Annotated in this window: 26 protein-coding genes and 1 riboswitch; of the genes, 14 read left to right on the top strand and 12 right to left on the bottom strand. The window is 54.2% G+C overall.

All coding sequences use genetic code 11. From position 1 onward, the window contains the following. Nucleotides 1-3: 3 nt before the first annotated feature. The 3 genes from CWE12_RS09860 (at nucleotide 4) to CWE12_RS09855 (ending at nucleotide 2,628) form a co-directional block, all read left to right on the top strand. Complete coding sequence (locus CWE12_RS09860) at nucleotides 4-945, top strand: 1-phosphofructokinase family hexose kinase (protein ID WP_126789545.1); 942 nt, start codon at nucleotides 4-6, stop codon at nucleotides 943-945. Between the two features lie 162 nt (nucleotides 946-1,107). After that, nucleotides 1,108-1,446 carry a P-II family nitrogen regulator gene (locus CWE12_RS13620; protein WP_198675732.1) on the top strand — a complete coding sequence of 113 codons (339 nt, stop codon included), beginning with the start codon at nucleotides 1,108-1,110 and terminating at the stop codon, nucleotides 1,444-1,446. Between the two features lie 9 nt (nucleotides 1,447-1,455). After that, the gene (locus tag CWE12_RS09855) at nucleotides 1,456-2,628 is read left to right on the top strand and encodes an ammonium transporter family protein (protein ID WP_198675731.1); all 1,173 of its coding nucleotides are present in this window, start codon (nucleotides 1,456-1,458) and stop codon (nucleotides 2,626-2,628) included. Nucleotides 2,629-2,675: 47 nt separating this feature from the next. Here CWE12_RS09855 and CWE12_RS09850 read toward each other — a convergent pair whose 3' ends face one another. Next, nucleotides 2,676-3,608: a DMT family transporter gene (locus CWE12_RS09850; protein WP_126789544.1), complete on the bottom strand. Its 933-nt coding sequence runs from the start codon at nucleotides 3,606-3,608 to the stop codon at nucleotides 2,676-2,678. 41 nt (nucleotides 3,609-3,649) lie between these two features. Here CWE12_RS09850 and CWE12_RS09845 point away from each other — a divergent pair, with 41 nt between their 5' ends. Further along, nucleotides 3,650-4,288 (top strand): TlpA family protein disulfide reductase, encoded by a 639-nt coding sequence (locus CWE12_RS09845; protein WP_126789543.1) that lies wholly within the window; start codon nucleotides 3,650-3,652, stop codon nucleotides 4,286-4,288. Here the strand turns inward: CWE12_RS09845 and CWE12_RS09840 are convergent. The 6 genes from CWE12_RS09840 to arfB form a co-directional block, all read right to left on the bottom strand. Further along, nucleotides 4,280-4,813, bottom strand: a complete 534-nt coding sequence (locus tag CWE12_RS09840) for an acyloxyacyl hydrolase (protein WP_126789542.1) — start codon at nucleotides 4,811-4,813, stop codon at nucleotides 4,280-4,282. The genes CWE12_RS09845 and CWE12_RS09840 overlap by 9 nt on opposite strands. A gap of 103 nt (nucleotides 4,814-4,916) precedes the next feature. Beyond that, nucleotides 4,917-5,309, bottom strand: a complete 393-nt coding sequence (gene rnk, locus CWE12_RS09835; protein ID WP_126789541.1) for a nucleoside diphosphate kinase regulator — start codon at nucleotides 5,307-5,309, stop codon at nucleotides 4,917-4,919. A 113-nt stretch (nucleotides 5,310-5,422) separates the two neighbouring features. Next, the gene (locus CWE12_RS09830; RefSeq protein ID WP_126789540.1) at nucleotides 5,423-7,084 is read right to left on the bottom strand and encodes a toxin-antitoxin system YwqK family antitoxin; all 1,662 of its coding nucleotides are present in this window, start codon (nucleotides 7,082-7,084) and stop codon (nucleotides 5,423-5,425) included. A 2-nt stretch (nucleotides 7,085-7,086) separates the two neighbouring features. Then, nucleotides 7,087-9,312: a hypothetical protein gene (locus CWE12_RS09825; RefSeq protein WP_126789539.1), complete on the bottom strand. Its 2,226-nt coding sequence runs from the start codon at nucleotides 9,310-9,312 to the stop codon at nucleotides 7,087-7,089. 150 nt (nucleotides 9,313-9,462) lie between these two features. Continuing rightward, nucleotides 9,463-10,518, bottom strand: coding sequence for an aspartate kinase (locus CWE12_RS09820; protein WP_126789538.1), 1,056 nt, complete (start codon nucleotides 10,516-10,518; stop codon nucleotides 9,463-9,465). A gap of 82 nt (nucleotides 10,519-10,600) precedes the next feature. Then, a complete protein-coding gene (gene arfB / locus CWE12_RS09815; RefSeq protein ID WP_126789537.1) occupies nucleotides 10,601-11,011 on the bottom strand; it encodes an alternative ribosome rescue aminoacyl-tRNA hydrolase ArfB in 411 nt (136 codons plus the stop codon). 97 nt (nucleotides 11,012-11,108) lie between these two features. Then, nucleotides 11,109-11,208: riboswitch (TPP riboswitch) on the top strand. Between the two features lie 104 nt (nucleotides 11,209-11,312). Here arfB and thiC point away from each other — a divergent pair. Genes thiC through thiH form a run of 6 tightly spaced genes read left to right on the top strand, consistent with a single transcriptional unit; the run spans nucleotide 11,313 to nucleotide 17,318 of the window. Further along, complete coding sequence (gene thiC, locus CWE12_RS09810; RefSeq protein WP_126789536.1) at nucleotides 11,313-13,037, top strand: phosphomethylpyrimidine synthase ThiC; 1,725 nt, start codon at nucleotides 11,313-11,315, stop codon at nucleotides 13,035-13,037. After that, nucleotides 13,034-14,515 (top strand): thiamine phosphate synthase, encoded by a 1,482-nt coding sequence (thiE, locus tag CWE12_RS09805; RefSeq protein ID WP_126789535.1) that lies wholly within the window; start codon nucleotides 13,034-13,036, stop codon nucleotides 14,513-14,515. The genes thiC and thiE overlap by 4 nt, the downstream gene beginning before the upstream one ends. Beyond that, entirely contained in the window at nucleotides 14,499-15,275 is a 777-nt protein-coding gene (locus CWE12_RS09800) for a HesA/MoeB/ThiF family protein (protein WP_126789534.1), read from the top strand. The genes thiE and CWE12_RS09800 overlap by 17 nt, the downstream gene beginning before the upstream one ends. An 8-nt stretch (nucleotides 15,276-15,283) precedes the next feature. Next, nucleotides 15,284-15,496 carry a sulfur carrier protein ThiS gene (gene thiS, locus CWE12_RS09795; RefSeq protein WP_126789533.1) on the top strand — a complete coding sequence of 71 codons (213 nt, stop codon included), beginning with the start codon at nucleotides 15,284-15,286 and terminating at the stop codon, nucleotides 15,494-15,496. 2 nt (nucleotides 15,497-15,498) lie between these two features. After that, nucleotides 15,499-16,266, top strand: coding sequence for a thiazole synthase (locus CWE12_RS09790; RefSeq protein WP_126789532.1), 768 nt, complete (start codon nucleotides 15,499-15,501; stop codon nucleotides 16,264-16,266). After that, nucleotides 16,263-17,318 carry a 2-iminoacetate synthase ThiH gene (gene thiH, locus CWE12_RS09785; RefSeq protein ID WP_126789531.1) on the top strand — a complete coding sequence of 352 codons (1,056 nt, stop codon included), beginning with the start codon at nucleotides 16,263-16,265 and terminating at the stop codon, nucleotides 17,316-17,318. Before CWE12_RS09790 ends, thiH begins: the two co-directional genes overlap by 4 nt. A 5-nt stretch (nucleotides 17,319-17,323) precedes the next feature. Here thiH and CWE12_RS09780 read toward each other — a convergent pair whose 3' ends face one another. Together CWE12_RS09780 and CWE12_RS09775 are read right to left on the bottom strand one after the other, a co-directional pair. Further along, entirely contained in the window at nucleotides 17,324-17,572 is a 249-nt protein-coding gene (locus CWE12_RS09780; protein WP_126789530.1) for a hypothetical protein, read from the bottom strand. A 92-nt stretch (nucleotides 17,573-17,664) separates the two neighbouring features. Continuing rightward, nucleotides 17,665-18,312: an alpha/beta fold hydrolase gene (locus CWE12_RS09775; RefSeq protein ID WP_126789529.1), complete on the bottom strand. Its 648-nt coding sequence runs from the start codon at nucleotides 18,310-18,312 to the stop codon at nucleotides 17,665-17,667. A gap of 178 nt (nucleotides 18,313-18,490) precedes the next feature. Between CWE12_RS09775 and CWE12_RS09770 the strand changes: the two genes are divergently transcribed. Further along, nucleotides 18,491-18,835, top strand: a complete 345-nt coding sequence (locus CWE12_RS09770; protein WP_126789528.1) for a hypothetical protein — start codon at nucleotides 18,491-18,493, stop codon at nucleotides 18,833-18,835. Nucleotides 18,836-18,900: 65 nt separating this feature from the next. On the opposite strand, the gene CWE12_RS09765 is transcribed toward CWE12_RS09770, so the two are convergent. The 3 genes from CWE12_RS09765 to CWE12_RS09755 form a co-directional block, all read right to left on the bottom strand. After that, a complete protein-coding gene (locus CWE12_RS09765) occupies nucleotides 18,901-19,284 on the bottom strand; it encodes a nuclear transport factor 2 family protein (protein ID WP_126789527.1) in 384 nt (127 codons plus the stop codon). Nucleotides 19,285-19,345: 61 nt separating this feature from the next. Continuing rightward, complete coding sequence (locus CWE12_RS09760; protein ID WP_126789526.1) at nucleotides 19,346-20,611, bottom strand: RNA polymerase sigma factor; 1,266 nt, start codon at nucleotides 20,609-20,611, stop codon at nucleotides 19,346-19,348. 2 nt (nucleotides 20,612-20,613) lie between these two features. Then, nucleotides 20,614-20,958 (bottom strand): YciI family protein, encoded by a 345-nt coding sequence (locus CWE12_RS09755; RefSeq protein WP_126789525.1) that lies wholly within the window; start codon nucleotides 20,956-20,958, stop codon nucleotides 20,614-20,616. Nucleotides 20,959-21,168: 210 nt separating this feature from the next. On the opposite strand from CWE12_RS09755, the gene CWE12_RS09750 reads away from it, so the two are divergent. Genes CWE12_RS09750 through CWE12_RS09740 form a run of 3 tightly spaced genes read left to right on the top strand, consistent with a single transcriptional unit; the run spans nucleotide 21,169 to nucleotide 23,284 of the window. Continuing rightward, nucleotides 21,169-21,807 carry a MarC family protein gene (locus tag CWE12_RS09750; RefSeq protein WP_126789524.1) on the top strand — a complete coding sequence of 213 codons (639 nt, stop codon included), beginning with the start codon at nucleotides 21,169-21,171 and terminating at the stop codon, nucleotides 21,805-21,807. A gap of 14 nt (nucleotides 21,808-21,821) precedes the next feature. Next, the gene (locus tag CWE12_RS09745; RefSeq protein WP_126789523.1) at nucleotides 21,822-22,265 is read left to right on the top strand and encodes a hypothetical protein; all 444 of its coding nucleotides are present in this window, start codon (nucleotides 21,822-21,824) and stop codon (nucleotides 22,263-22,265) included. A 17-nt stretch (nucleotides 22,266-22,282) separates the two neighbouring features. Next, nucleotides 22,283-23,284 (top strand): DHH family phosphoesterase, encoded by a 1,002-nt coding sequence (locus CWE12_RS09740; RefSeq protein ID WP_126789522.1) that lies wholly within the window; start codon nucleotides 22,283-22,285, stop codon nucleotides 23,282-23,284. The last annotated feature ends 20 nt before the right edge of the window (nucleotides 23,285-23,304 follow it).

The raw sequence follows: 23,304 nt of genomic DNA, 5'->3' as shown, positions 1-23,304 counted from the left end.
TCGATGAGCCACACACCCGTTATTACCTTTACCATGAACCCTGCCGTGGATGTTTTCGGCGAAACCGGGCAAATTTTTGATGACAGCAAAACCCGTTGCCAGCAAACCGCGGTTGAACCGGGTGGCGGCGGAATTAATGTGGCACGTAATATTCGCCGTATGGGGTCGCCCACATTAGCCGTATTTCCGTCCGGCGGACTCCATGGCGAGCAGCTGCAACGGTTACTAAACGAAGATAAACAACCCTTTATAGCCATTCCAATCGGTGGAGCGACCCGCCAAAACATGGCAATCACCGACCTTAGTCGCAAGGTGATGCACCATTTCGTTTTTCCCGGACCCGATTTAACCGACAAAGAGCTGCGCGCCTGTCACGATACATTGCTCAAATACAACCCGCCTTTTCTGGTGCTTAGCGGTAGCCTGCCGGATCACGTGCAACAGGACTTCTATGCTCAGGTGACCGAAGCTGCAGCCAGTGCTGGCAGCAAAGTACTGCTGGATACGTCCGGCGCTGCGCTGACCAAGAGCTTTTACCATGGTGCCTACCTGGCCAAGCTCAATCGCCGCGAATTCGCCTCGCTGGGCTTCGATGAACACAGCTCAGTCGAGCAACTGCACTCTGATATGCAAACGCTGGTCGCGCAGGGCGCGGTCGAGGTGTTGATAGTCACGCTGACCCGCGGTGGCGCCCTACTGGTAGACAACAGCGGCCGTAGCCTGCATTTCAGTGCTCCTAAGGTGCCTATCGTCAGCCATGTGGGCGCGGGTGACAGCTTTATGTCCGCATTGACTCACCAGCTGGTGCAGGGCGCCCCCTTAGAGCAGGCATTTAAGTACGGCGTTGCCGCTGCCTGCGTTACCGTGCAATGCGAAGGGAACCAGCTGACGGACTTCGACTGGATGGAACGAACGCTGGACGAGATACAAGAGGAAAACATCTAAGCAGATGCACCATCGATAGCACCATTTCGGCGCAAAAATGCACTATTTTTGCGCATTTACCTTTCTGAAAATCATTCCTACCTATTTAAATCAACAACTTAACAAGTGGCTTACAAATTGAAATAGGTTCCCTGACTTTAATTCGTCATAAGGAAGCACTTCATGCGTTTAATCATAGCAATTATAAAACCTGCCAAGCTGGCTGATGTGCGCGACGCACTCAGCGACGTCGGCTGCAATGGCATGACAGTGAGCGAAGTAAAAGGCTTCGGCCGCCAGAAAGGTCTCGACGAGCTCTATCGCGGTACCAAATACAGAGCTGAATTTATTCCCAAGATGCGCCTCGATATCGCCGTCACTGCCGAGCAGTGTGACAACGTGGTTCACGCCATTAAAGATGCGGCCTACACCGGCAATACCGGGGACGGCAAAGTATTCGTCCTCAAACTCGAACATGCAGTCCGCATCCGCACTGACGAAACCAACCACGATGCCATTTAGGAGGCGACCATGACTTTGCAACAACTTAGTTACTCATTAGACACCTTTTACCTGCTTATCAGTGCAGTACTGGTGATGTGGATGGCCGCCGGCTTCTCAATGCTCGAAGCAGGCCTGGTACGAAGCAAGAACACCACGGAAATTCTGGTTAAGAACATCATGCTCTACGCCGTTGCCTGCACCTGCTATTTGCTGCTCGGCTATCAACTGATGTATGGCCAGCCAGAACTCACCGACTATGCGCCAGCGGCCGACTTTTTCTTTCAGGTTGTGTTTGTCGCCACCGCCATGTCGATTGTGTCAGGCGCTGTCGCTGAGAGAATGAAACTGAATAGTTTCCTGCTTTTCTGTGTGGTCCTGACTGCTGTTATTTACCCGGTGCAGGGCAGCTGGAGCTGGGGAGGCGGCTTTCTTAAAAGCGCCGGCTTCAGCGACTTCGCTGGCTCAGGCATCGTCCATATGGCGGGGGCAGCCGCCGCGCTGGCCGGTGTACTACTACTCGGTCCACGCCGCGGAAAATACGGTAAAGACGGTCAGATCTACGCCATTCCCGGCGCAAACATGCCCCTCGCCGCACTCGGCACCCTGATCCTGTGGATGGGCTGGTTTGGTTTTAACGGTGGCTCGCAACTCCAGCTAAGTGGTACCGAAAATGCACAAATTGTTGCTCAAATATTCGTTAACACCAATGCAGCTGCGGCATGTGGGGCTATTACTGCGTTTCTGGTGATGCGAATTCTGTGGCGTAAAGCTGACCTCACCATGATCTTAAATGGTGCCCTGGCCGGGCTGGTTGCCATCACCGCGGAGCCCAGCGAGCCGAGTGCCCAGGTTGCCTGCTTAATAGGGGTCGGGGCCGGCATACTGGTGGTCTTCTCTATCCTCGCGCTGGACCGGCTGCGTCTGGATGATCCGGTTGGAGCGATTAGCGTCCACGGGGTCGCTGGCCTGTATGGCTTACTGCTGGTTCCACTCAGTTCCGCCGACGCCACCCTAAGCGCTCAACTGCTCGGAGCCGGGGCGATCTTCGGCTGGGTGTTCGGCGCCAGCCTGATAGTTTGGCTGATCCTGAAACTCACCTTCGGGATTCGGGTTCACGCCGACGAAGAATATCAGGGTAGCGACGTCAGCGACTGCGGTGTAGAAGCCTACCCCGAGTTCACGCCAAGCAAACAAAACTAAAGGGGGAGCCGGAGGTGATTCTGGGGAAGCAGAATCACCTCCGACCTTTACTGTGAACGCTTACTGTTCACGCTGCGCCGCCAGCGTTTTACCGGCAGAAAACTAGTAATCACCACTCGCTGAATTAATAGCCCCAGTACAATCAATAACAGACCAACCACCGTCGCCGGGTAAATCACTTCACCAATGATCAGCGCTAACAGCAGTAATGAGATAAACGGCGAAATAAAGATCAGATTGCTGATTAAGGCCACGTTGCTCGCCTCGCGCATCGCTTTAAGCCAAAGGAAAAAGGTAATACCCATTTCAAACAGACCGACATAGCTGACCGCCAGCCAGCCTTGCAACGGGACTCCCGCCCAACCATGCTGCCAGGTGGCAACCAACAAAAGAACCGGCACTGCGACACTAAAGCCAAGCAGCAGACTCACCACGGGTTCGCCCGGATGACGCGTGTTCAGGATCCAGTAGCCTGCCCATAACAGGGTCGACAGCAGCGCCAGCGCGACCCCCAAAGGGCTACTGAAGGACAGCTCCAGCAGATTCCCGCGAGTGGCGATGACCAGCACTCCGAGGTAACCGAGCAATGCAGCCAGCCAGTCCCGTTTGCGAATTTTTTGTTTGAGCACGATAGCGGCAAGGAAACTCAACGCAATTGCCCAGGTATAGTTCAGTGGCTGGGCCTGAGAGGCGGGCAACAGATCATAGGCTTTGAATAACACCAGGTAATACACCGCCGGGTTTATCAGGCCTAAGGCAACATAATACAGAGGCTGACGGAGGAAGGTCGTCGCCAGCCCGCTCAGCTTGCCCTGAAACAAGCAGATAATCAGTAGCACCATCCAGGAAACGGTACTGGCCGCCGCCACCATTTGCAGCGGGGTTAAATAGAGCAGAGTGATTTTGAACGCCGTGGCCACGGTGGACCACAGCAAAACCGCCGCAAGTGCATAAAAAAGTGCTCGTTTATCTGCGTTCATCGCGCGGCTCCGTCAGTCCAGCTGAGGCAGTATACGTGAGAATGACAGCGTCAGTGAAGTCTGTCATTATCAGCAAAAAAGCGACCTATAAGAACCTTATGACTCTGATTGTATTTTTGTTTATCGTTTTCATTCTGGCGGCAAGCCTTGTCTATATTGTCCGCCGCCAACAACAAAAACCGGCATTACCGCCAGCCTTATACACACTGGTTCTTGGCATGGCGTTAACCGGGGGGTTAGTTGTCTTTGTAGTCCAGCAAGGCAGCCAGTTACCCGACGCAACCCTGACCAACTTTGCGCAACAGGAGACCGAACTGGCGGACTACCTGGATGGCCGCCCGCTGGTGGTAAATCTGTGGGCAAGTTGGTGCCCACCTTGCGTGCGGGAAATGCCGATGCTGCAAAACGCACAACAACGTCACCAGGATGTGCGTTTTATCTTTATTAATCAGCGCGAGCATCTCGATTTAGTGCGCCAGTTTTTACAACAGCATGAACTCAATCTGGAAACCGTCCTACTCGACAGCAGCGGTGACTTCTCAGCCATGGTTGGCGCCCATGTGATGCCGACCACCCTGTTTTTCTCCGCTGACGGGACACTGCAAAAGCGTTATTTTGGCGAAGTCGATGAGGCCGTACTCAGTGATGGCCTGCAACGCATTCGTGACCAACTAAAATGAAAGAGTGAAGCCAAGCTGAACCAGGTTCACGCCCATATTCGGCGACTTAATTCCGGCGTTCGAGTAATGCGCCATCATGAGAAAAAGCCGTGACTCGCTATTGTCACTAAACTGCCAGCTCAGACGCAGCAGGTCTTCAAACTGATAGTGGGTCGATAATTCCCGCGGCCCGGCTGTTACGCTGTCAATTAAGGCGCCGCCGATACCAGCCTCAATATACAGTGGTCGTTCATCACCCAGTACCCGCCATTGCAGCACCGGACTCAGGCCTAATGCAGTCAGGCCGGATTCCTTGTCACCTTTCACCCGTATACGGTTAACTGACCCTTCAATAAATAACTTTGGCGAGCCAAGCCAGGACGGCATCTCCCATTGGTTAATCTCATCGCTGCGTAAGGCAAGCCGACCCGCTCTGAACTGATCTTCCCACGCACCGGTACTAAAATGCAGCTCCTTACTATGAGCTACCGACCCCAGACTCATCATCCAAATCAAACCCAGGCTAATCGCCCATACTCCTCTCACATCATGCTCCCTGAAGGTTAAATAGCAGTTAAAAGACTAGACAAAAAAAACATGGGCGGCCAAGGGCCGCCCATGTTTTACCTTTTTCTTTCAGATAGATGGCTTACTGATCCGGGGCAGAGTGTTCGACCTTAATAATTTCCACATGCTGCGCACCACGCTGACCGGGCCACTCAATCGACTGGCCAATAGTAAGGCCGAGCAAAGCGCTACCAACCGGGGCAAATATCGAGATAGCATCGCTATGGGAGGCTAACTGGTCCGGGTAACACAAGGTTTTGGTAAAGGTCTGGTTCGCTTCCTCAATGCGGAAGGTGACCCGACAGCCCATGGCCACGCGATCAGCAGGCAAGTCAGCGTGCTTAACGATTTGCGCTCGCGCCAACTCAGTTTCCAGGGCGTCTACTACGTCGCGTTTCAACGCACTCTTTTCGATCCATTGCTCAATTTTAGCAACGTCGGCAGACGATAAAATAATGTCTGGCTGTGTACTCATTGCGTCTCCCATTGCAACTTCCGTTGCGTCTTTAAAAAGCCGGGTTACGACCCGGCAGCACAAGCGTTCAGCGCCTGATAATAGCCTGTTGGGTTAAAAAGACAAGCGACTGCTTAAGGCTGGTCGTCGTCCTTATTGCGCAGATACACGCCGTCCTCATACACAGCCCGGCTGTCTTCAACACCATTGCGATAGAAGATAGCGACGCCATGCTGCACATCGTCCTGGTATTCAATCACTGAACTCAACGCGCCGTCGCGTTCAAACTCAAACTGGCGGCCCTGGCGTAGCCCCTGATCATTATAATGACGGATAGCAACCCGGTGACCATAGCGGTCATAGGTTGTCCAACGCCCCACAGGGGTGTCATCCTGGTAGCGACCATGTTCGACATCACCGCCACTCCACTGCGAGGAGATACGCCATTCTCCCTGCCGCTGGCCGTCCACAAACTCTCCATCGGCGATCACCTGGCCGTCACGAATTTGTTGGTAAGGTCCGTGCAAGGTGCCGTGCTGATAGGTTTGGCGCAGGATGACGTCTCCCTCGCTATTCCGCTCGGTGCGCTCGCCATGCAAATTACCCTCGTCATCGAAATACTCCACCACGTAACCATGCCCGTCATGGCTGTCCCAGCGGCCAACCTTATTACCATGCTGGTACTCACCTTCGTTCACCACTTCACCGTCCTGAGTCTCGTAGTAACGCCCATGCAGTTCGCCGTCTTCATAGCTACCATGTTCGGTACCACCTCCCCAGCCAGTGCGCACAAAGCGCCCGACCTGTTCCCTGTTAAGTAGCTCGCGCCGCTCAATCTCCTCACCGTCTTTATTAAAGCGCTGGTTAAGCTGCCAAAGGCCGTTGTCGGCGACCTGGACTATCTCCGATACGCTGCCATCAGTGTGGTAATTGGTGCGCTGATACCCCGGGCCGTGGTCAGTTTCAATCGGTTCTTGCTCTCGCTGCATTGTGCCGTCGGTGCGAAACTCGCGTTCAGCGATTGTAGTGCCGTTATCATCAATCATGCGGTAGCGGCGTACGTCGCCCGGACTGCGGTATTCAATCTGTTCACCCCGTGGCGAGCTATCGACATAATTGCCTATTGCACGCACTTCGCCGGACGGAAAATACTCAACCAGTTCGCCTTGCAGCTTGCCATCTTCATACGTTGCTTCCCGGGTCAGATTGCCATCCCGGTCATAACTGCGCTCCACACCCACCTGGTCACCGCGATGATATGTGCTTTCTATGCGCAACTGACCATTATCAAAATAGCTTCGGTTGTCGCCATGGCGCTCATTATTCTCGACCATCTGCACGCGACGGGGTTTGCCATTTTCATAGTAGGTGGTGTATTCACCGTGGACCAGGTTGTCGCGGTAGGGAATGCTACGTAATACCTCACCGCTTTCATGGTAAACCGTCACCGTCCCCTGACGTTGCCCCTGCTCATCGTATTCACCTTCCTCAAGCACAGCGCCAGAGCGATAAAATGACTGGTAAGGACCGAAAAAGGAGGTTTCATTCAGTTCCAGCGTACGAGCCTGTGCCTGCAGACGCAGGCTGTCAGTCTCCGCATAATTGACGCTGATAGCATAACCGCCCTCCACAGCCTCATACCCGGCCAGATAGTACTCAGCATCGTCTTTCTCAACGGTCTGCATACTGCGGTCAAGCCAGCGGGTTTGTTCCTGTTCAGGCTCAGCGAAGGCCGGAGATAGCGTTCCAAGCAAGCAGGCCATCGCAAAAAACGTTATATAGATCAGTTTTGTCATCTTTAGTCCTCGCTCTCGAATGCTGGCAGCTCAGGAAAGCGATGCACTAACGTCTGGGTAATCTGCTCCTCGCTCATGGTCAGCTGCTCAATGCGTGCGACCTCACCACCAAGGCGCAGGTACTGACCATCCACCAGGTAGTCGCTAAGCGCACTGTCGCGATAGCTTAACTCGGCTTCCTCTGCTGTTGGCGGCAGCAACGCCAGCGTGCGGCCATTGGATCTGCTTTCGTTCGCGGCGATAAACCGATATTGCCGCAACATATCAATCGCGGGGGCCTCAGGATCGACCTGCGGTAACACCGCGATATCAATCAGCCATGAGGTTTCCGTGGGCTGCCAGTCAAGAGTCTGCCAGGCAGGCTCAGCGTGGCAGGTTATCTCAGTCGTCACCTCCTGCTGATAAAAGTACTCCCGACGCCCATCCTTGCTTTGCAGTTGCAGCACGGTCACATCCGGCACCCTGTTCGGCCCATTCAGCATCCGTTCCAGTGATTCGATCTCCTGCCAGGCCAGTTCGTCACTGGCCAGCTCCAGCTGACATGCTGCAACCTGCTCATTGGTTAACGCTAAGAAGGCCTGGGGCCGATCCATGTCCTGCACCTCAAATGAACCTATAGGCGCAGTAGAGAACGGAAAATCATCTGCCTGTTGCTGTCGCAGATAAACATTCTCCGGCGGCTTAATCCGGGGGTTATTGCCAATCACGTCAGGATCGTAGAATCGCGCTGTTTTTTGCCCGGCAGGTTGGTCCGCTTCGGTCATCTGAATCAGTTTGATACTCTCCGGCAGCCCGTCTTCAAAAAACAACTCCAGGTACATCGGGAAATGACCCCGTTCAGCCACGGCCAGCACCCGGCTTTCCCCAAGCTCCAGCCATTCAGGGGCACCTTCCAGCGAGTTGTAATCAAACTTCGAATCAGACGCACCTTCAGCAGCTGGCATAAAGCTGTGTTTTTCACCCTGTTCGAAACTCAAACGATACACCTGCTCATGCTCTGTCGGTTCGAAGCGGACCACTGCATCACCATGCCGCAATTCGCTGCCATCTTCGCTCAGCGCCATATCCACAATCTCGATCTGTTCCGGATACCAGTTGAGCGTGGCTTCAATATAAGCAAGCTCGCTGAGCTGTTCATGCATTTGATTCCAGCCCAGCGCAAATGCATCCACGGTGCTGCGAATGTCACCAGACTCATAGTTTGCATAGACAAAGGCATCGGTTGCCTGCCACTCAATATCAAGCGGCTCGCCGTCCAGAGTGAAGGCAGTTAATTCGCTGAATTCCATTTTCCCCGCCTGATCACTGGTCAGCGAATCATGGGGGTACATCAGGCTCATACGGTCGCGAAAGTGCTCTATAAAACCGCTGTCTGCACTAAATACCTGCTCTGCGCTAATCTCCTCTGCCGCTCTGGCATTGGTGAAGAACTCTTCGCTGCCGCCGGGCATGGCCGAGGCGTGACTGAAAAAACCCAGGTCCATTCCATACGGCCACTCAGCGGGGTAAATGCTCGCTACCGAACGAACTTCAGAATTATTATAATCCGGCACTCGCATGTCAGAGACCAGCGTGGCGCGTACCAACCATCCTGACTGGCGCTCAACGACCAGAATACCGAACAGCTTAACCTCGTCATTTTCGCCCTGCAGTTCCAGTACCACTTCGCGCTCGTCAAATGATCTCACCGTCAGGGTTAACGGCGGCAGTTGCTCAGTTCCGTCCACCCGCTGGGTAGCACCTTCGCGAATACTAATACCATGACCCAGGCCCGGACGTGTTGCATCCTGACGAAACACATCCAGCAGCAGGTCCGGTTCATTGGCGTTAAACTGGTCGCTTTGATGATTGCTTGCAAACTCAGTCACCTCAAGGGTATCGGGGTCGGCTTTAAAATAGAAACCAGCCTCCATGACATCGCGTATGTCCTGGTTGCCATCCGTCTGTTGGGTGCTGGCAAAATTTCCCTGACGGAAATCGGCGTACATATATTTCGGAGAGACATCAATCCGCAGGCCGTCCTCGTGAGTCACCCGGTAATCGACCAGCATTTCCATTTTGATGCTGTCCGAGGAGGCTCCATACATAGTTTCAGCGCGGGCTGAGGCATCGGATATCACCTGAAAAAGGCGTTTCTCACCATCCTCAGGATTAAAAGTAAGAGTTTCTTCACCAGGGCTACAAGCTGCGCTTACAACAGCCATTATTCCCACAAAAAACAGGCGCATGACGACCTCCATGTGCATCAGGGTGGATCAGGATTTGGGTAAGCTAAGCAGGGTACCTGCCCTGGCGTAAAAGACAAAGGTTCAGAAACAGAGCTGTCCTCACTTTGCATTATATTTACATTTTAAATCAGTTGCTTAGCTCTGGCTTTTTTAAAGCAACGCGATTAGCTGGAGAAGGTCACTATGGATCCCCGCCGCCGTTACTTCACGCCCCGCTCCCGGGCCCTGAATAATTAACGGGTTGGCGTCATAATGGCGGCTTTTAATCACGAAATTCGCGTTGCCCGGAGCCAGATGGGCATAAGGGCTGTCTTCTGTCACTGGCCGCAGCCGTGCTGAGGCCCGAATCACGCCATCAGCATCTCTACTGACAGAACCAATATAGTGGGACTGAGCAGCTTGGGTTGCCTCGGCCACTGACTGATCAAGCTCACCGACCTGCTGCCAAAATGTTGCAAGGCTACAGTTGCGTAACCCCGCGGGCACTAAATTAGCGATCTGGATGTCGCTAAGCTGCAATGACGCTCCCTCCTGCGGCCAGGCTTCACGGGCAAGGATTAATAGCTTGCGGGCAACATCCATGCCGCTCAGATCGAGTCGTGGGTCAGGCTCTGTCATGCCCTGCTCAGCGGCCTCTCGCAGCCAGGCGGAAAAGCTCTGACCACGGCGGTACTGCTGGAATATCCACGACAATGATCCGGAGAAATTGCCTTCCAGTTGAATAATCTCATCGTGACAGGTTAACCGCTCGGCAATGGCTTTTTGAATAGGTAAACCCGCACCAACGGTGGTGTTATACAGCCAATACCTGCGATGCGCGGAGAGCGTGTTGCGCAGTTCGCGGTAAAACTCCGGCGCTGCTGAGCCAGCGTATTTATTTGCACTAATCAGATGGGCTCCGGCAGCCACCCAGCAGGGGTAACTTCGGCTGACGGCTTTACTTGCGGTCAAATCCAGCACCACCACCTCAACGCCTTGGTCTGCAGCCAGCGCTTTAATTTGCTCAGCGACCCATTGCTCAGTGTCATGTCCAGGCTCAGGGTTGTCGGGTAGTTGCCTGGCTACAGGCGTTGCTGATGTCGTCAGTTGGGCGCTGCGCGAATTAGTAATGCCGTGAACCCTGGCATCCGCAGGCAGTTGCGGCGCAAAATGTTGTAACCAATACGAGGCAATATTGCCTGTTCCTACCACTATAATATGCAGCATTCTGATCCTTTCATTGGGGAACACATTCCGACACTACGGCCAGTGTATGCCTGCCAGTAAAGGATGTCTAGACGTCTAAACGTTATAGCGGCCCTTTTCGCATCGCCTTCTTTTCGCCGCGCTGCTTTTTCGACGTTAAACGTCGTTCTTTGGAGGCACGGGTTGGCCTGGTAGCAAGCCGCCGTTTCTGGGTATAGCCGGCGCGCTTAATCAGCTCCACAAATTGCTCAAGCGCCAGCTCCCGGTTCTGCAACTGAGAACGGGTTTGCTGGCTTTTGATGATAATTTTGCCACTTTGGGTAATGCGGTGATCAGCCAGTTTAAGCAGGCGGTTTTTGTAGAACTCAGGCAGCGAGGAGGCACGGATATCAAAAATAAGCTGCGCCGCCGTAGCGACCTTATTTACATTCTGCCCGCCAGCGCCGGCAGAGCGGATAAACTGCCATTCAATTTCATGGTCCGGGATACTGACCCGTTGCGATATTTCAATCATGTCATTAGTGTACCAGTTTCTGAGATGACTGGCCTAATGCCTCTTGCCAGCCGCCTGATTTTACGTCACCCTATTAAAAGAGCGTAAGCTCGAAGTATTCATCTTGTCGGAGTGCCCTTAGGGGCTGAGACCGTAGTACGGGATCCGTTGAACCTGATCAGGTTAGAACCTGCGAAGGGAACAAGTGTAGTCATGAACGACTGCCAGGCAATTCTGCGTCCGGCCGTCTATGCAAGTTCACGCACTGCAACTTTCTACGCACTCCTGACAAGCAAACCTACCCCAAATTCAGGGATTTGCTATGTCAACAACCAACCAAACTTTGTTTTCACGCCAGTCAATTCGTGCTGCATGTGAGACACCACCACGCACTAATCGCGAGCGGCGCCAACAAGCTCAACGCTTTATCGAGCAACTAAGCGGTGACTTTTATCCGGCGTCAAGCCGAACCTATCTGCAGGGATCACGTCCCGATATCAGGGTGCCAATGCGCCAGATTGAGCTTTCCGATACGCGCAGCGGCGACCCCAAAAACCCCAAAGTAACACCGAATGCAGCAGTCAGTGTCTATGATACCTCAGGTCCCTATGGTGATATCGACGCTCAAATCGACGTCAGCACCGGCCTGCAGAAGATGCGCCAGCCCTGGCTCATTGAGCGCCAGCAAGACGCCTCACCGACCCAGCTGCATTACGCGCGACGCGGCATCATCACGCCGGAGATGGAATTTATCGCTTTGCGTGAAAGCATGGGCGGCGACCATATCAGCGCCGAATTCGTGCGCAACGAAGTGGCCGAAGGACGTGCCATCATTCCGCTTAATAAAAACCACCCGGAAGCTGAACCGATGATCATCGGACGCAACTTTCTGGTCAAGGTGAACGCAAATATCGGTAATTCGTCCACCACCTCATCGATCGAAGAAGAAGTCGAGAAGCTGGTCTGGTCGGTGCGCTGGGGCGCCGATACCATTATGGACCTGTCGACCGGACGCGACATTCATCAGACCCGCGAGTGGATCTTACGCAACAGCCCGGTCCCGGTGGGCACCGTGCCTGTTTACCAGGCGCTGGAAAAAGTAAACGGCATTGCTGAGAATCTGAACTGGGAGGTGTTTTATCAAACCCTGCAGGAACAGGCTGAGCAGGGCGTTGATTACTTCACTATTCATGCCGGCGTGCTGCGTGATTTTGTGCCACTAACGGCCAGGCGAGTAACCGGCATTGTTTCCCGTGGCGGCTCGATTATGGCCAAGTGGTGCATGAGCCACCAGCAGGAAAACTTCCTCTACACTCGCTTTGCAGATATCTGCAAACTGTGTGCGAAGTACGACATTTCACTGTCGCTAGGCGACGGTCTGCGCCCCGGTTCCATTGCAGACGCCAACGACGACGCCCAGTTTGCCGAATTACGTACCCTCGGCGAGTTAACCAAAGTCGCCTGGCAGTACGATGTCCAGGTGATGATTGAAGGTCCCGGCCATGTACCAATGGATAAAATCAAAGCCAACATGGATGAACAACTGAAGCACTGCCATGAGGCGCCCTTCTATACTCTGGGACCGCTGACCACCGACTTCGCACCCGGCTATGACCATATTACCTCGGGTATCGGAGCCGCCATGATCGGCTGGTTCGGTTGCGCCATGCTCTGCTACGTGACGCCCAAAGAACACCTTGGTCTGCCAGACAAGGAAGATGTCCGTCAGGGCCTGATAGCTTACAAAATTGCCGCCCATGCAGCCGATCTGGCGAAAGGCCATCCAGGTGCACAGGTCCGCGACGATGCCTTGTCGAAAGCTCGTTTTGAGTTCCGCTGGGAAGACCAGTTTAATCTTGCTCTCGACCCGTTCACAGCCCGTGACTACCATGACCAGACTCTGCCTCAGGAGGCTAATAAAAATGCCCACTTTTGCTCCATGTGCGGGCCTAAATTCTGCTCGATGCGCATCAGTCACGAGGTGCGCGAGCAAGCCGAGGCCAAGCAGACAGCGCAAAACAACGCCATTAAGGTGACCGAACTATGAGTCAGCCGCCGATTGCCTGGACCATTGCTGGTTCAGATTCAGGCGGCGGTGCCGGCATTCAGGCCGATATGGCGGCCATGCGCGCATTCGGCGTGCACCCCTGTTCGGTGGTGAGCGCACTGACTGCGCAAAACTCACAGACAGTGACCAGCATCGAAGCTGTCTCGCCGGCTATGTTCGCCGCGCAGCTTGAGTGTCTGCACGCCGACTTACCGGCCAGAGCCATTAAAACCGGAATGCTGGCAACGGCCGGTCAGGTCAGTTACCTGGCGGATTACTATACCCGTTGCCTGGGTGATGTCCCGTTATTGGTGGATCCGGTAGCAGTCAGCGCCAGCGGCCAGCCCCTGGCCGGTAATCAGGTGCTCGACAGGATTCGCAGTCACCTCATCCCTCTTGCCGCACTGGTGACCCCTAATATTGCAGAACTTGCCATGCTTTGCGGGCACGCCATTGACAGTGACGAGAGTCTGCAGCAAGGCGCTGAGCAGCTGTTGCGACTAGGCGCTAAAGCGATACTGGTCAAAGGCGGTCATGCTGACTGGCAGGGCGACCAGGCCTGTGACTATTTCTTCAGTCCGCAGCTTAGCTTTAAGCTGATCCAGCCACGGCAGCCGACCTCGCATAGCCACGGCACCGGCTGCAGCATGGCCTCTGCCATAGCCGCCTGCCTCGCACGCGGTGACCTGGTTGAAGATGCAGTGGTGCAGGCGAATGCCTATATCGCTGCCGGACTGTCGCATGCGCAGCCACTGGGGCAGGGGCCCGGGCCTGTTGCTCACACTCAGCTTCCCTCGCCGCCCCGTTACTTTGCCAAACTAATCAGCCTGAGCCCGCTTATCCGTGACCTGCACAGCCCAGCCTTTGAAGCCGTCGACACGGACCACCTCGGTCTCTACCCCATCGTCGATAACACCGCCTTGCTCAGCGAACTGCTCAGGCTTGGCGTACAAACCATCCAATTGAGGATCAAAGAAGGGTCCCAGCTAAAAATTGAAGCAGCGGTGGCGGAAGCGGTGTTACTGGGACGACGCTATCAGGCGCGGGTATTTATCAATGATTACTGGCAGTTCGCGCTGAAGCATAAAGCGTACGGGGTTCACTTAGGTCAGGAGGATGTGCAGATGGCCGATCTGCAGGCGATTCGTCGTGCCGGCTTGCGGCTTGGTGTCTCTACCCACGGCTACTATGAACTGCTCAATGCGCTGGCGTTACGGCCATCCTACGTCGCTTTAGGCCACGTGTTTGCCACCCCCACCAAAGCCATGAAGAGCAGTCCTCAGGGGTTGCAGCGATTAGCGCACTACACCGCCATTGCCGGGGACATGCCAACCGTTGCAGTCGGCGGGATCAACCTGGACAACGCGGCCAAGGTTAAGGCGTGCGGGGTGGGTAGCATCGCGGTTGTCCGCGCTGTCACCGACTGCATCAATCTGGCGAAACAAGTGGAGGCGTTTACCGATGTTATCGGACGCTGACTTTCTGCGCTACAGCCGCCAGTTGATGCTTCCGCTTTGCGGAGAATCTGGTATCCAGCGCTTGCGACAGGCCCGGGTAGCGCTGGTGGGGCTCGGCGGGCTCGGCAGCCTGGTGGCGCCTTATCTCGCTGCTGCGGGGGTTGGCACCTTGCGACTGTTTGACCACGACAGTATCAGTCTGAGCAACCTGCCGCGGCAATGGCTCTACCAGGAAACGGATGTGCAGATGCCGAAAGTTGCGGTTATGGCCAGACAGCTAAAAACCATTCACGCAGGGCTAAAGGTGGATGCAACGGCGGCGCGGGTCTCAGCTGACAATATCCACCATCTGCTCAGCGATATTGACCTTATTATCGACTGCAGCGACAACATGGCGACCCGTCAGCTTCTCAACCGGCATGCGTTCATAGCTGAAGTTCCGTTGGTCACTGGTGCCGCTATTGGCATGCAGGCGCAGGGCATGGCCTTTCATTCTGCCCATTGTGGCACGGAATACAACGCTGGCTGCTACCACTGCCTCTACCCGATCACTGAGCTAGCGGCTGGCAGTTGCCAGACTGACGGCGTTCTTGGCCCCGTGGTCGGTATGGCTGGATGTTATCAGGCCACCTTAGCACTGCGTATTTTACTGCAGGACCCTGCCATGCAATGGAGTCAGCTGTGGCGCTTTGATCTCGCCAGTGGCCATCAGCAAATCATTCAGATTACTCAGGACACTGCCTGCCCGGTCTGTGCCGGCCACACCTCTGCGTTTAGCTAGGAGTTTTAATGTTTATTTATATTAATCAGCACGCCATAGCCTGTGGCAGCGACGACACCCTTGCAAAGGTGATCAGAGCGTACTGTGACGACCATCAGTTGCATTTTGACGAGGTCGCCGTAGCGCACAACGATAGTCTGGTGCCTCGGTCACAATGGGCCCAGCAAAGGATCGTTGCAGAGCAGCGGTTTTCACTTTTTAGTGCAGTAGCAGGAGGCTGATCATGTTAACCATTGCGGGCCATTCGTTTAACTCAAACTTATTAACCGGCACCGGTAAATTTGCCAGTCCAGCGCTGATGAAAAAAGCTATCGCGGGTAGCGGCAGTGAGCTGGTCACGCTGGCGCTGAAGCGGATTGAGCAGGTGCAGGACAAGGATATGACCTTGCGTCATTTACGCGAACTGGGGGTCAGGCTGCTGCCTAATACCGCGGGGGCCAAAACCGCCAAAGAAGCCATCCTGGCTGCGCAACTAGCACGGGATATGCTGGGTACCTCATGGCTGAAACTGGAGATTCACCCTGACCCACGACACTTGCTGCCGGACCCAGTGGAAACCCTGCTAGCCGCCGAGCAGCTGGTTAAAGACGGCTTCGTGGTGCTGCCTTATTGCCCGGCTGACCCCACGTTGTGTTTACGCCTGCAGGAAGCCGGCTGCGCGGCAGTAATGCCGCTTGGTTCACCGATTGGTTCAAATCAAGGCCTGCAAACCCGTGATTTTCTGCGCATTATCGTTGAACAGAGTCAGGTGCCGGTGATAGTCGATGCCGGTATTGGTGCCCCCAGTCATGCCGCAGAAGCCTTTGAGATCGGTGCGGACGGGGTACTGGTCAACACTGCCATCGCCACCGCCGCCGACCCGGTTGCAATGGCTCATGCATTTCGGCTGACCTGCGAGGCCGCCGCCTACAGCAAACAAGGGAAACCTGCTCAACCAGCTGCGGGTGCGCAGGCATCGAGCCCCTTCACCACCTTTCTGGAGCCATCATGAACCCCGTCCAGGCGATCATTGAAAACACGCCCAGAGCCGGGCCGTCGATGACCATTGATGAACTGGCCTGCCTGCTAAGCGATGAGGCAAAAGAGTACCTGCAGCCGATGGCCGAGGCCGCCGCACAGCTGACCCGTCAGCGCTTTGGCCATACCATGCGTTTGTTTATTCCGCTCTATCTGTCAAACCTGTGCGCCAACGACTGCAGTTATTGCGGGTTCTCGATGAGCAATGCGATTAAACGTACTACCCTTTCGATGACGGCATTAGAGCAGGAGTGCCTGGCTCTCAAGGCGCAGGGGTTTGATTCTGTTTTATTGGTAGCGGGGGAGCATGAGCGTAAAGTAGGTATGCCTTACTTTCGCCAGGCGATGGCCGTGGTCAGGCGCTTTTTTTCCCATATAGCACTGGAAGTGCAGCCTCTGGCCAGCGAAGACTACGCCGAACTGCGCTCACTGGGGCTGGCCGCTGTGTATGTTTATCAGGAAACCTACCAGCCGGAGGCCTATGCAGCGCATCATCTGCGCGGCAGAAAAACCGATATGCAATGGCGTCTTCAGGCACCTGCCAGAGTGGCCGCCGCCGGGGTTGATAAAATTGGTCTGGGTATATTACTCGGTCTGGCCGACTGGCGTACTGATGCACTGGCCTGTGCCCGGCACCTGCGTCAGCTGCAACAGCACTATTGGCGCAGTCGTTATTCGCTCGCCTTCCCCCGCCTGCGCCCGTGTGCCGGGGGGATACAAAGTCAGCATCTGGTCGATGACAAAACGCTGCTTCAGCTGATTTGCGCCTTCCGCCTGTTTGAGCCGAATCTGGAGTTGGTGCTATCCACCCGGGAATCGGCAGGGCTAAGGGATCATCTCATACCGCTTGGAATCACCCATATCAGTGCGGGCTCAAAAACTCAGCCCGGCGGCTATGCCGAGGACAGTATTGCGCTCGAGCAATTTGCCACCAGTGACCCGCGTAGTGCCAGCCAGATGGCCAGCAATTTATTACAGCGTGGCTTTGAGCCAGTCTGGAAAGACTGGCAAGCGGAGTTCAGTTAGCGCGATTAACGCGGTTCAATCCAGCCCGCTTTGTGCAGACCCTGGCAGTCCGTGGCATCGCGGCGGGTGTCGTCTTCGTCTAACGACGACGCCATGCCACCCGGGGTGCCAGGAACATCAACAAAACGAGGGTCGTCACATTCGCGATCCATGGTCCACAGACCACTGTCATCGCCATAATCAAAGCCACCGCACGCGCTTAATGTCAACGCTGTAGTAGCTGCCAGTAACGCCCATTTAGTTTTTGTAAGCATGTTATCTCCTTGATATGTGTTGCTCGCGTTCGCGATCTACGTCGCTATCGTTTCCATACTAGATTGCCTGCAAAACAAAGGTCAACGATTTATTAACTTTTACTAATTAGTCTGCCCCCGAATTGACCCTGCTCAAGAAACTCGAGGACGGCGTCCAGGCACGCTGGCTGCTGATGGATTGCCTTGTGTCCGAACGGCAGCGTAATCAGGCCATCAATATCATTCGCTCGCGCCGATGCGATCTCGACCCGGCCATCCGATTGCGCGGACAACCAGAACCGGCCAAGCCCCTGATTGCGGCTTCCTGCGATAACCCCAAGTTTAAATAACGAAGTAGGTTTGGCAGGATAAGGACGATTGCTCACCAGTGCATTAACCGCCTTAAAAAGCTGCCGGTAACCGGGTACTTTGCAGGCGATTTCAGCCAGCCTGCTGCCATCATGAGGTGTCGCAATCAACACCGAGTGCTGAAGATGCGGCACCGAGTATCGTTGCCAGTAAGCGCGCACAATAAGTCCACCCATGCTGTGGGCGACGAAACTGACTGATGGAGCCTGTCGAATCTGTGCGCCAGCCTGGTGATGTAAAGCGCCCACACAGTCATCGAGCGAGCCAAAGGTCGTCGGTAACTTAACCCTGAGGACAGAGTAGCCCCGCTGTTCCAGTCCTTTTGCCAGGAACGCCATATCCCGCGGCCCTTTAAAGAACCCATGAACCAGTACCACTAAGGTGTTTTGCATTGCTTTACTGCCCGATGAGTGTAAAAAACGCGTTATATAGCAAGAGTAAATTTGACAATCCACGCTCAGCGCCCAAGCTTTATAACTATCTACAGTATAGATTTAGTTATGCATATCAAGCCGTAACAGGTCTCAAACAGCCAGTTATCCTGGCTACTAACTTTGAACGAGGTTTATGATGAAAAAATTATCACTAACGTTACCCGTATTAGCCGGTGTCGCCATGCTAACTGTGGCCTGTACCGATCGCCAGCAGGACGACATGGCGGAGCGCGGCGACGACGTTGCAGAGCGTGTTGAGTCTATGTATGGCGACATGATGGACCGTTTACGCGAAGCCCGTGAAGAGGGCGAAATCTGTTTGTCGGAGCTCGAAGAAATGCGCGAAGAATGGAGCGAGCAAAATGACGAAGTCGATATCGACAGTCTCGACGAGGTAGACCGTGAGCGCATGCGGATGTATGGCAATCAGTTAAGCGATACCATGGACGACCTTGGCGACACCATTGACCGCAGCTGTTAAGCCGCAGTTTAAGCGAGGTCTAAGCAAAAGGAAGGGCGCGTCATTACGCGCCCTTTTTACTTGCTTCAATTCGTTGCGGGACAGCCTTCTTCACTCGCCGGATTCATAAAATACGAGACCATGGCGGAGATTTTGTTGTCGCGCAGCGTATAGAGATCACAAAAACAGAATTCGCGCTCGCTGCCATCACGTTCAGTCATTTGCATACGACCGCTCAGCAAGGCTTCATCTCCACTGATAAAGAAACGTTCGGTGGTTAACTGCATCTTATAATCAGCATTGCTCATTTCACCTATCCAGGTAGCAAACGCCTCTTTGCCGTGGATTCCTTTATCATCAGTAGCCATTCTGAAATGAACATCGTCAGTGACTGAATTAATAATGGTGTCGATATCCTGATCGGCCCAGGCCTGATTAAAACGGGTCAGAAATGCTTTGGTTGTACTCATAACGTACTCCTGTCGATTAGGGTTGCTAATCTAATCGCTTCCCCCACCGCCCAGTCGACACTTAGCAGTTATTTTTATTCATTAATAAATGATGAATTCGCTGACGCAGAAACTGCTGCTCACTACTCTGTTGGGTATTTTTTAACGCTTCGCGGTAACAACTCAAAGCGTCATCATCGCGTTTAAGCTGCTCAAGATAATGACCCCGGGTAGCATGCAGCAAGTGGTAACCATCCAGATCGCCACTTTGCATCAGTTGTTCTATCTCCGCCAGCGCCGCTTCGACCCCTCTGGTCTTCGCAATTGCCACCGAACGATTCAAACGGATGACAGGGGTATCCTGAATTCGCAACAGCACATTGTACAGGCCCAGTATTTCGTCCCAATCCGTTGCCTCCGCATTCGCGGCCGTAGCGTGAACCCCGGCTATAGCCGCCTGCAAGCTATAAGGACCCACCCGCCCACTGGCAAGAGCGACTTTAACCAGCTCATCGGCTTCATTAATCATGCCCTGATCCCATAAACGCCGGTCCTGATCATGCAGCCGGATGAGGTCGCCGTTGTGGTCAGTCCGGGCCCGGCGTCGGGACGCCTGAAACAGCATCAGGCTGAGCAGCCCTTTCACTTCAGGCTCATCCAGCAGGTTCGCTACTAAACGGCCGAGCCGGATTGCCTCCGCCATCAGGTCGGGCCGTTGCAGCCGGTTCCCGGTCGACGCTGAGTACCCTTCATTGAAGACCAGGTAAATAACCTGCAGCACCGCATCCAGCCGCGCCGTGAGTGCAGCTCCCTGAGGGACTTCATAGGGAATATTGGCGTCTTTTATTTTTCGTTTCGCACGCACAATACGCTGAGCCAGCGTCGATGGCTGAGTCAGGAATGCGCTGGCAACAGCTTCGGTGGTCAGCCCGCAGATTTCACGCAAGGTGAGGGCCACCCTGGCATGTTCGGACAGCGCGGGATGGCAGCAGGTAAACATAAGCCGCAAGCTGTCGTCTTCAATATAATCAGTCTCTTCCAGATCCAGTGCCGGGGTTACCCTTGCATCATCGCCGTTTTGACGCAGCAATTGTTGATGCCGCTGTTGCTGCCGAATTCTGTCGATGGCTTTGAAGCGGCCGGTAGAAATAAGCCAGGCACGCGGCTTTTCCGGAATGCCATCGCGTGGCCATTGTTTCAGCGCGGCCGAAAAGGCTTCCTGTAAAGCCTCTTCAGCCGCTTCAAAACTGCCCAATAGGCGAATTAAGGTCGCCAGAACCCGCCCTGACTGTTGCCGGTATAAAGCATCCACATACGACGGAATATCAGCAACAGGAGGTACCGGCATGGCTAAACATCCAGCTCACGTACCGGCCGCACTTCAATAGAGCCCACCCGAGCCGGAGGTATTTTTTCAGCAAACGCAATGGCTTCGTTCAGGTCCCGCGCCTCGATCATATAAAAACCTGCCAGTTGTTCTTTGGTTTCCGCGAACGGACCGTCAGTCACCGTTGCCTGTCCGTCACGGACTCTGACCGTAGTCGCAGTCGCCACCGGCTGTAAGGCCTGCCCCGCAATCAGCGTACCGCGTTCCGCTGCCTGACTGGCATACGCATGGCATTCACTGTCGTGCGGACTGTCCGGCAACGAATGCAGATCATTTTCATTGGCATAGACTAAACATAGATATTTCATCGTAATTCCTCGTCTGAAGTTGAGCGTCGTAGCCCTAGTCGTGCCATCTGGACGGTTTTCGACAGGCGCCGCTACCACTTTGTTCTGGTCTTATACACACTGCAACAACGGTCCTATTATCTTGAACTTTACCTGTACGTTTTCTATACCATAAAAACCGCCGCGAAAGCAGACCGAAAAACGACTTACAACCACTCCACAGGGAACACTATGAACGGACTTATTGAATACCTCGCCGTCACCATCGCCGCTTTATTTGTTATCGTGAACCCGCTTACCACCGCTTTTATTTTTGTGTCGCTCTTACCACGGGCCTCGGCTACCACCATAAAAACCACCGCGCGACGCTCTACGACCATAGCAACCTGCATTTTTATTACCTTTGCCTTGCTCGGCGGGGTGATCTTTAAGCTATTCGGCATCACCCTTGAGGCGTTTCGGATTGCCGGCGGCCTGATTCTTTTCGGCATCGCGATGGGGATGATTCGTAAAGGCCAGGATGAAGCCGAAGATGTGACCGGTGACGATCCGCACGGGGATGGCAAGATCGCCAATGATATCAGCGTCATTCCGCTCGCTATTCCATTCATAAGCGGCCCCGGCTCGATTGCCACGGTGATGATTCTGACCAGCGAAGCACCTTCAGTCTGGCATGTATCCATTGTCTTCCTGGCGATTCTTATCACCACCATTACCTGCTATTTCGGTATGATCTACTCTCATTCGCTGGTTAAATACCTCGGTGAGACAGGGAAGGAAATTGTGACCCGTATTTTTGGTATCATTCTCGCAGTACTGGCCGTTCAGTTCGTCATTAACGGCGTGCTCGACATATACCGAAGCCTGTAATGCAAGGAGAGAAAATGCCACCAATCATCAAACCCGCCTGGATACTTTGCGCCGTTCTGGTGTTGCCGCTATCAGCGGATGCCAACACCCCTCAGGGGGCGCATACTAAAGGTACCCCGGCACCGTATTTTGACGACTATGCGCCGGGTAGTCTGGAGGCGACTGTGGCATTTTTCGCTGAGCATAACCTGCTGGTCGAAAAGCGGACAAACCAGGTCGCGGTCCCTTTTCTGGTTGGTGCTTATGAGCGCGAAGATTTAGAGCAGACCTTTAACGACGACATTAAACGCTTTACTACAGAGTTTGGGCTTACACTCGAAGACATAGCAAACCGGCATAGAGATCAGGCCGACAATGGGATACATCGTCAGGCTGGGATGGCTTATTTTTCTGGCGATTACCAGACACTGGAGCATCTTCGTGCCAATCTTAAAGGTCGCTTCTATGTGTCAGACTGATTCACCCGGGAACCTGCATGGTAATTGATATCTTTAACGGCGACGCCGACGGCATTTTTGCGCTGCTGCAATGGCGCAAGGTCCACCCGCTGCCAGAGCAGGCTGACACGCACATGCTGGTCACCGGGGTAAAGCGTGACCACGCTCTGCTGCAACAGGTTTCCGCTAACGACTTAGCCAGCGCTGAACTGAACCTGTTCGATCTGCCCTTTGATAAAAATAGCCAGGCGCTGCAGGCCTGCATCGATCAGGTGGCTGCAGTCTTCTATTGCGATCATCACCACAGCGACCAGCTTTTTACCCACCCCAAATTAAACACCCTGATCGAAACCGGGGCCAGCGTTTGTACCGGATTGCTCGTCGACAGGCTGATACAGGGGCAACATCGGCTGTGGGCTTTAGCCGCCGCCTATGGGGATAATCTCGATGCAGTTGCCACTCAACTCGCCATCGAACAAGGCCTGTCCCCAACCCAGCAAAGCCAACTGCAACGGTTGGGATGGCTGGTGAATTACAACAGTTACGGCACTCAGGTAAGTGACTTGCACCTGACGCCGGCTGACCTTTACCAGCAGCTTTGCCACTACGACAGTCCGTTTGCGGTTATCGACGACAGTAGCTCAGCTTACCAGCTACTCGATCAGGGTTTTACTCAGGACATCGCCCGGGCCGAACAAACCCAACCTAGCCATTCCAGCAGCCATGTCATGCTGGTAGACCTCGGCGAGGAGCCCTGGGGACGTCGTATTAGTGGCAGTTTCGCTAACCTTCTTGCCCGGCGTCATCCCGGCAAGGCGATTGTCGTTGCGACGCAGAATCCTTACAGCGAACGGCAGGGCGAATCGCTGACTATTAGCTTACGCGCCCCACAACATCATTTAAGCGGTGCCAACCAGCTCTGCAGCGCATTCAATGGTGGTGGCCGTGCCGGTGCTGGCGGCGTGAATGACCTGCCAACTGCACAACTGGACGACTTTGTCCGCCAGGTGGATGACTATTATCGTACTTACCAACTATAAAAAACCAAGCATAAAAAAAC

This window comes from Aliidiomarina sedimenti (assembly GCF_003986955.1).
Classification (GTDB): Bacteria; Pseudomonadota; Gammaproteobacteria; order Enterobacterales; family Alteromonadaceae; genus Aliidiomarina; species Aliidiomarina sedimenti.
The sequence above is the reverse complement of the archived record's forward strand: the minus strand, read 5'-3'. Positions and strand labels throughout refer to the sequence as shown.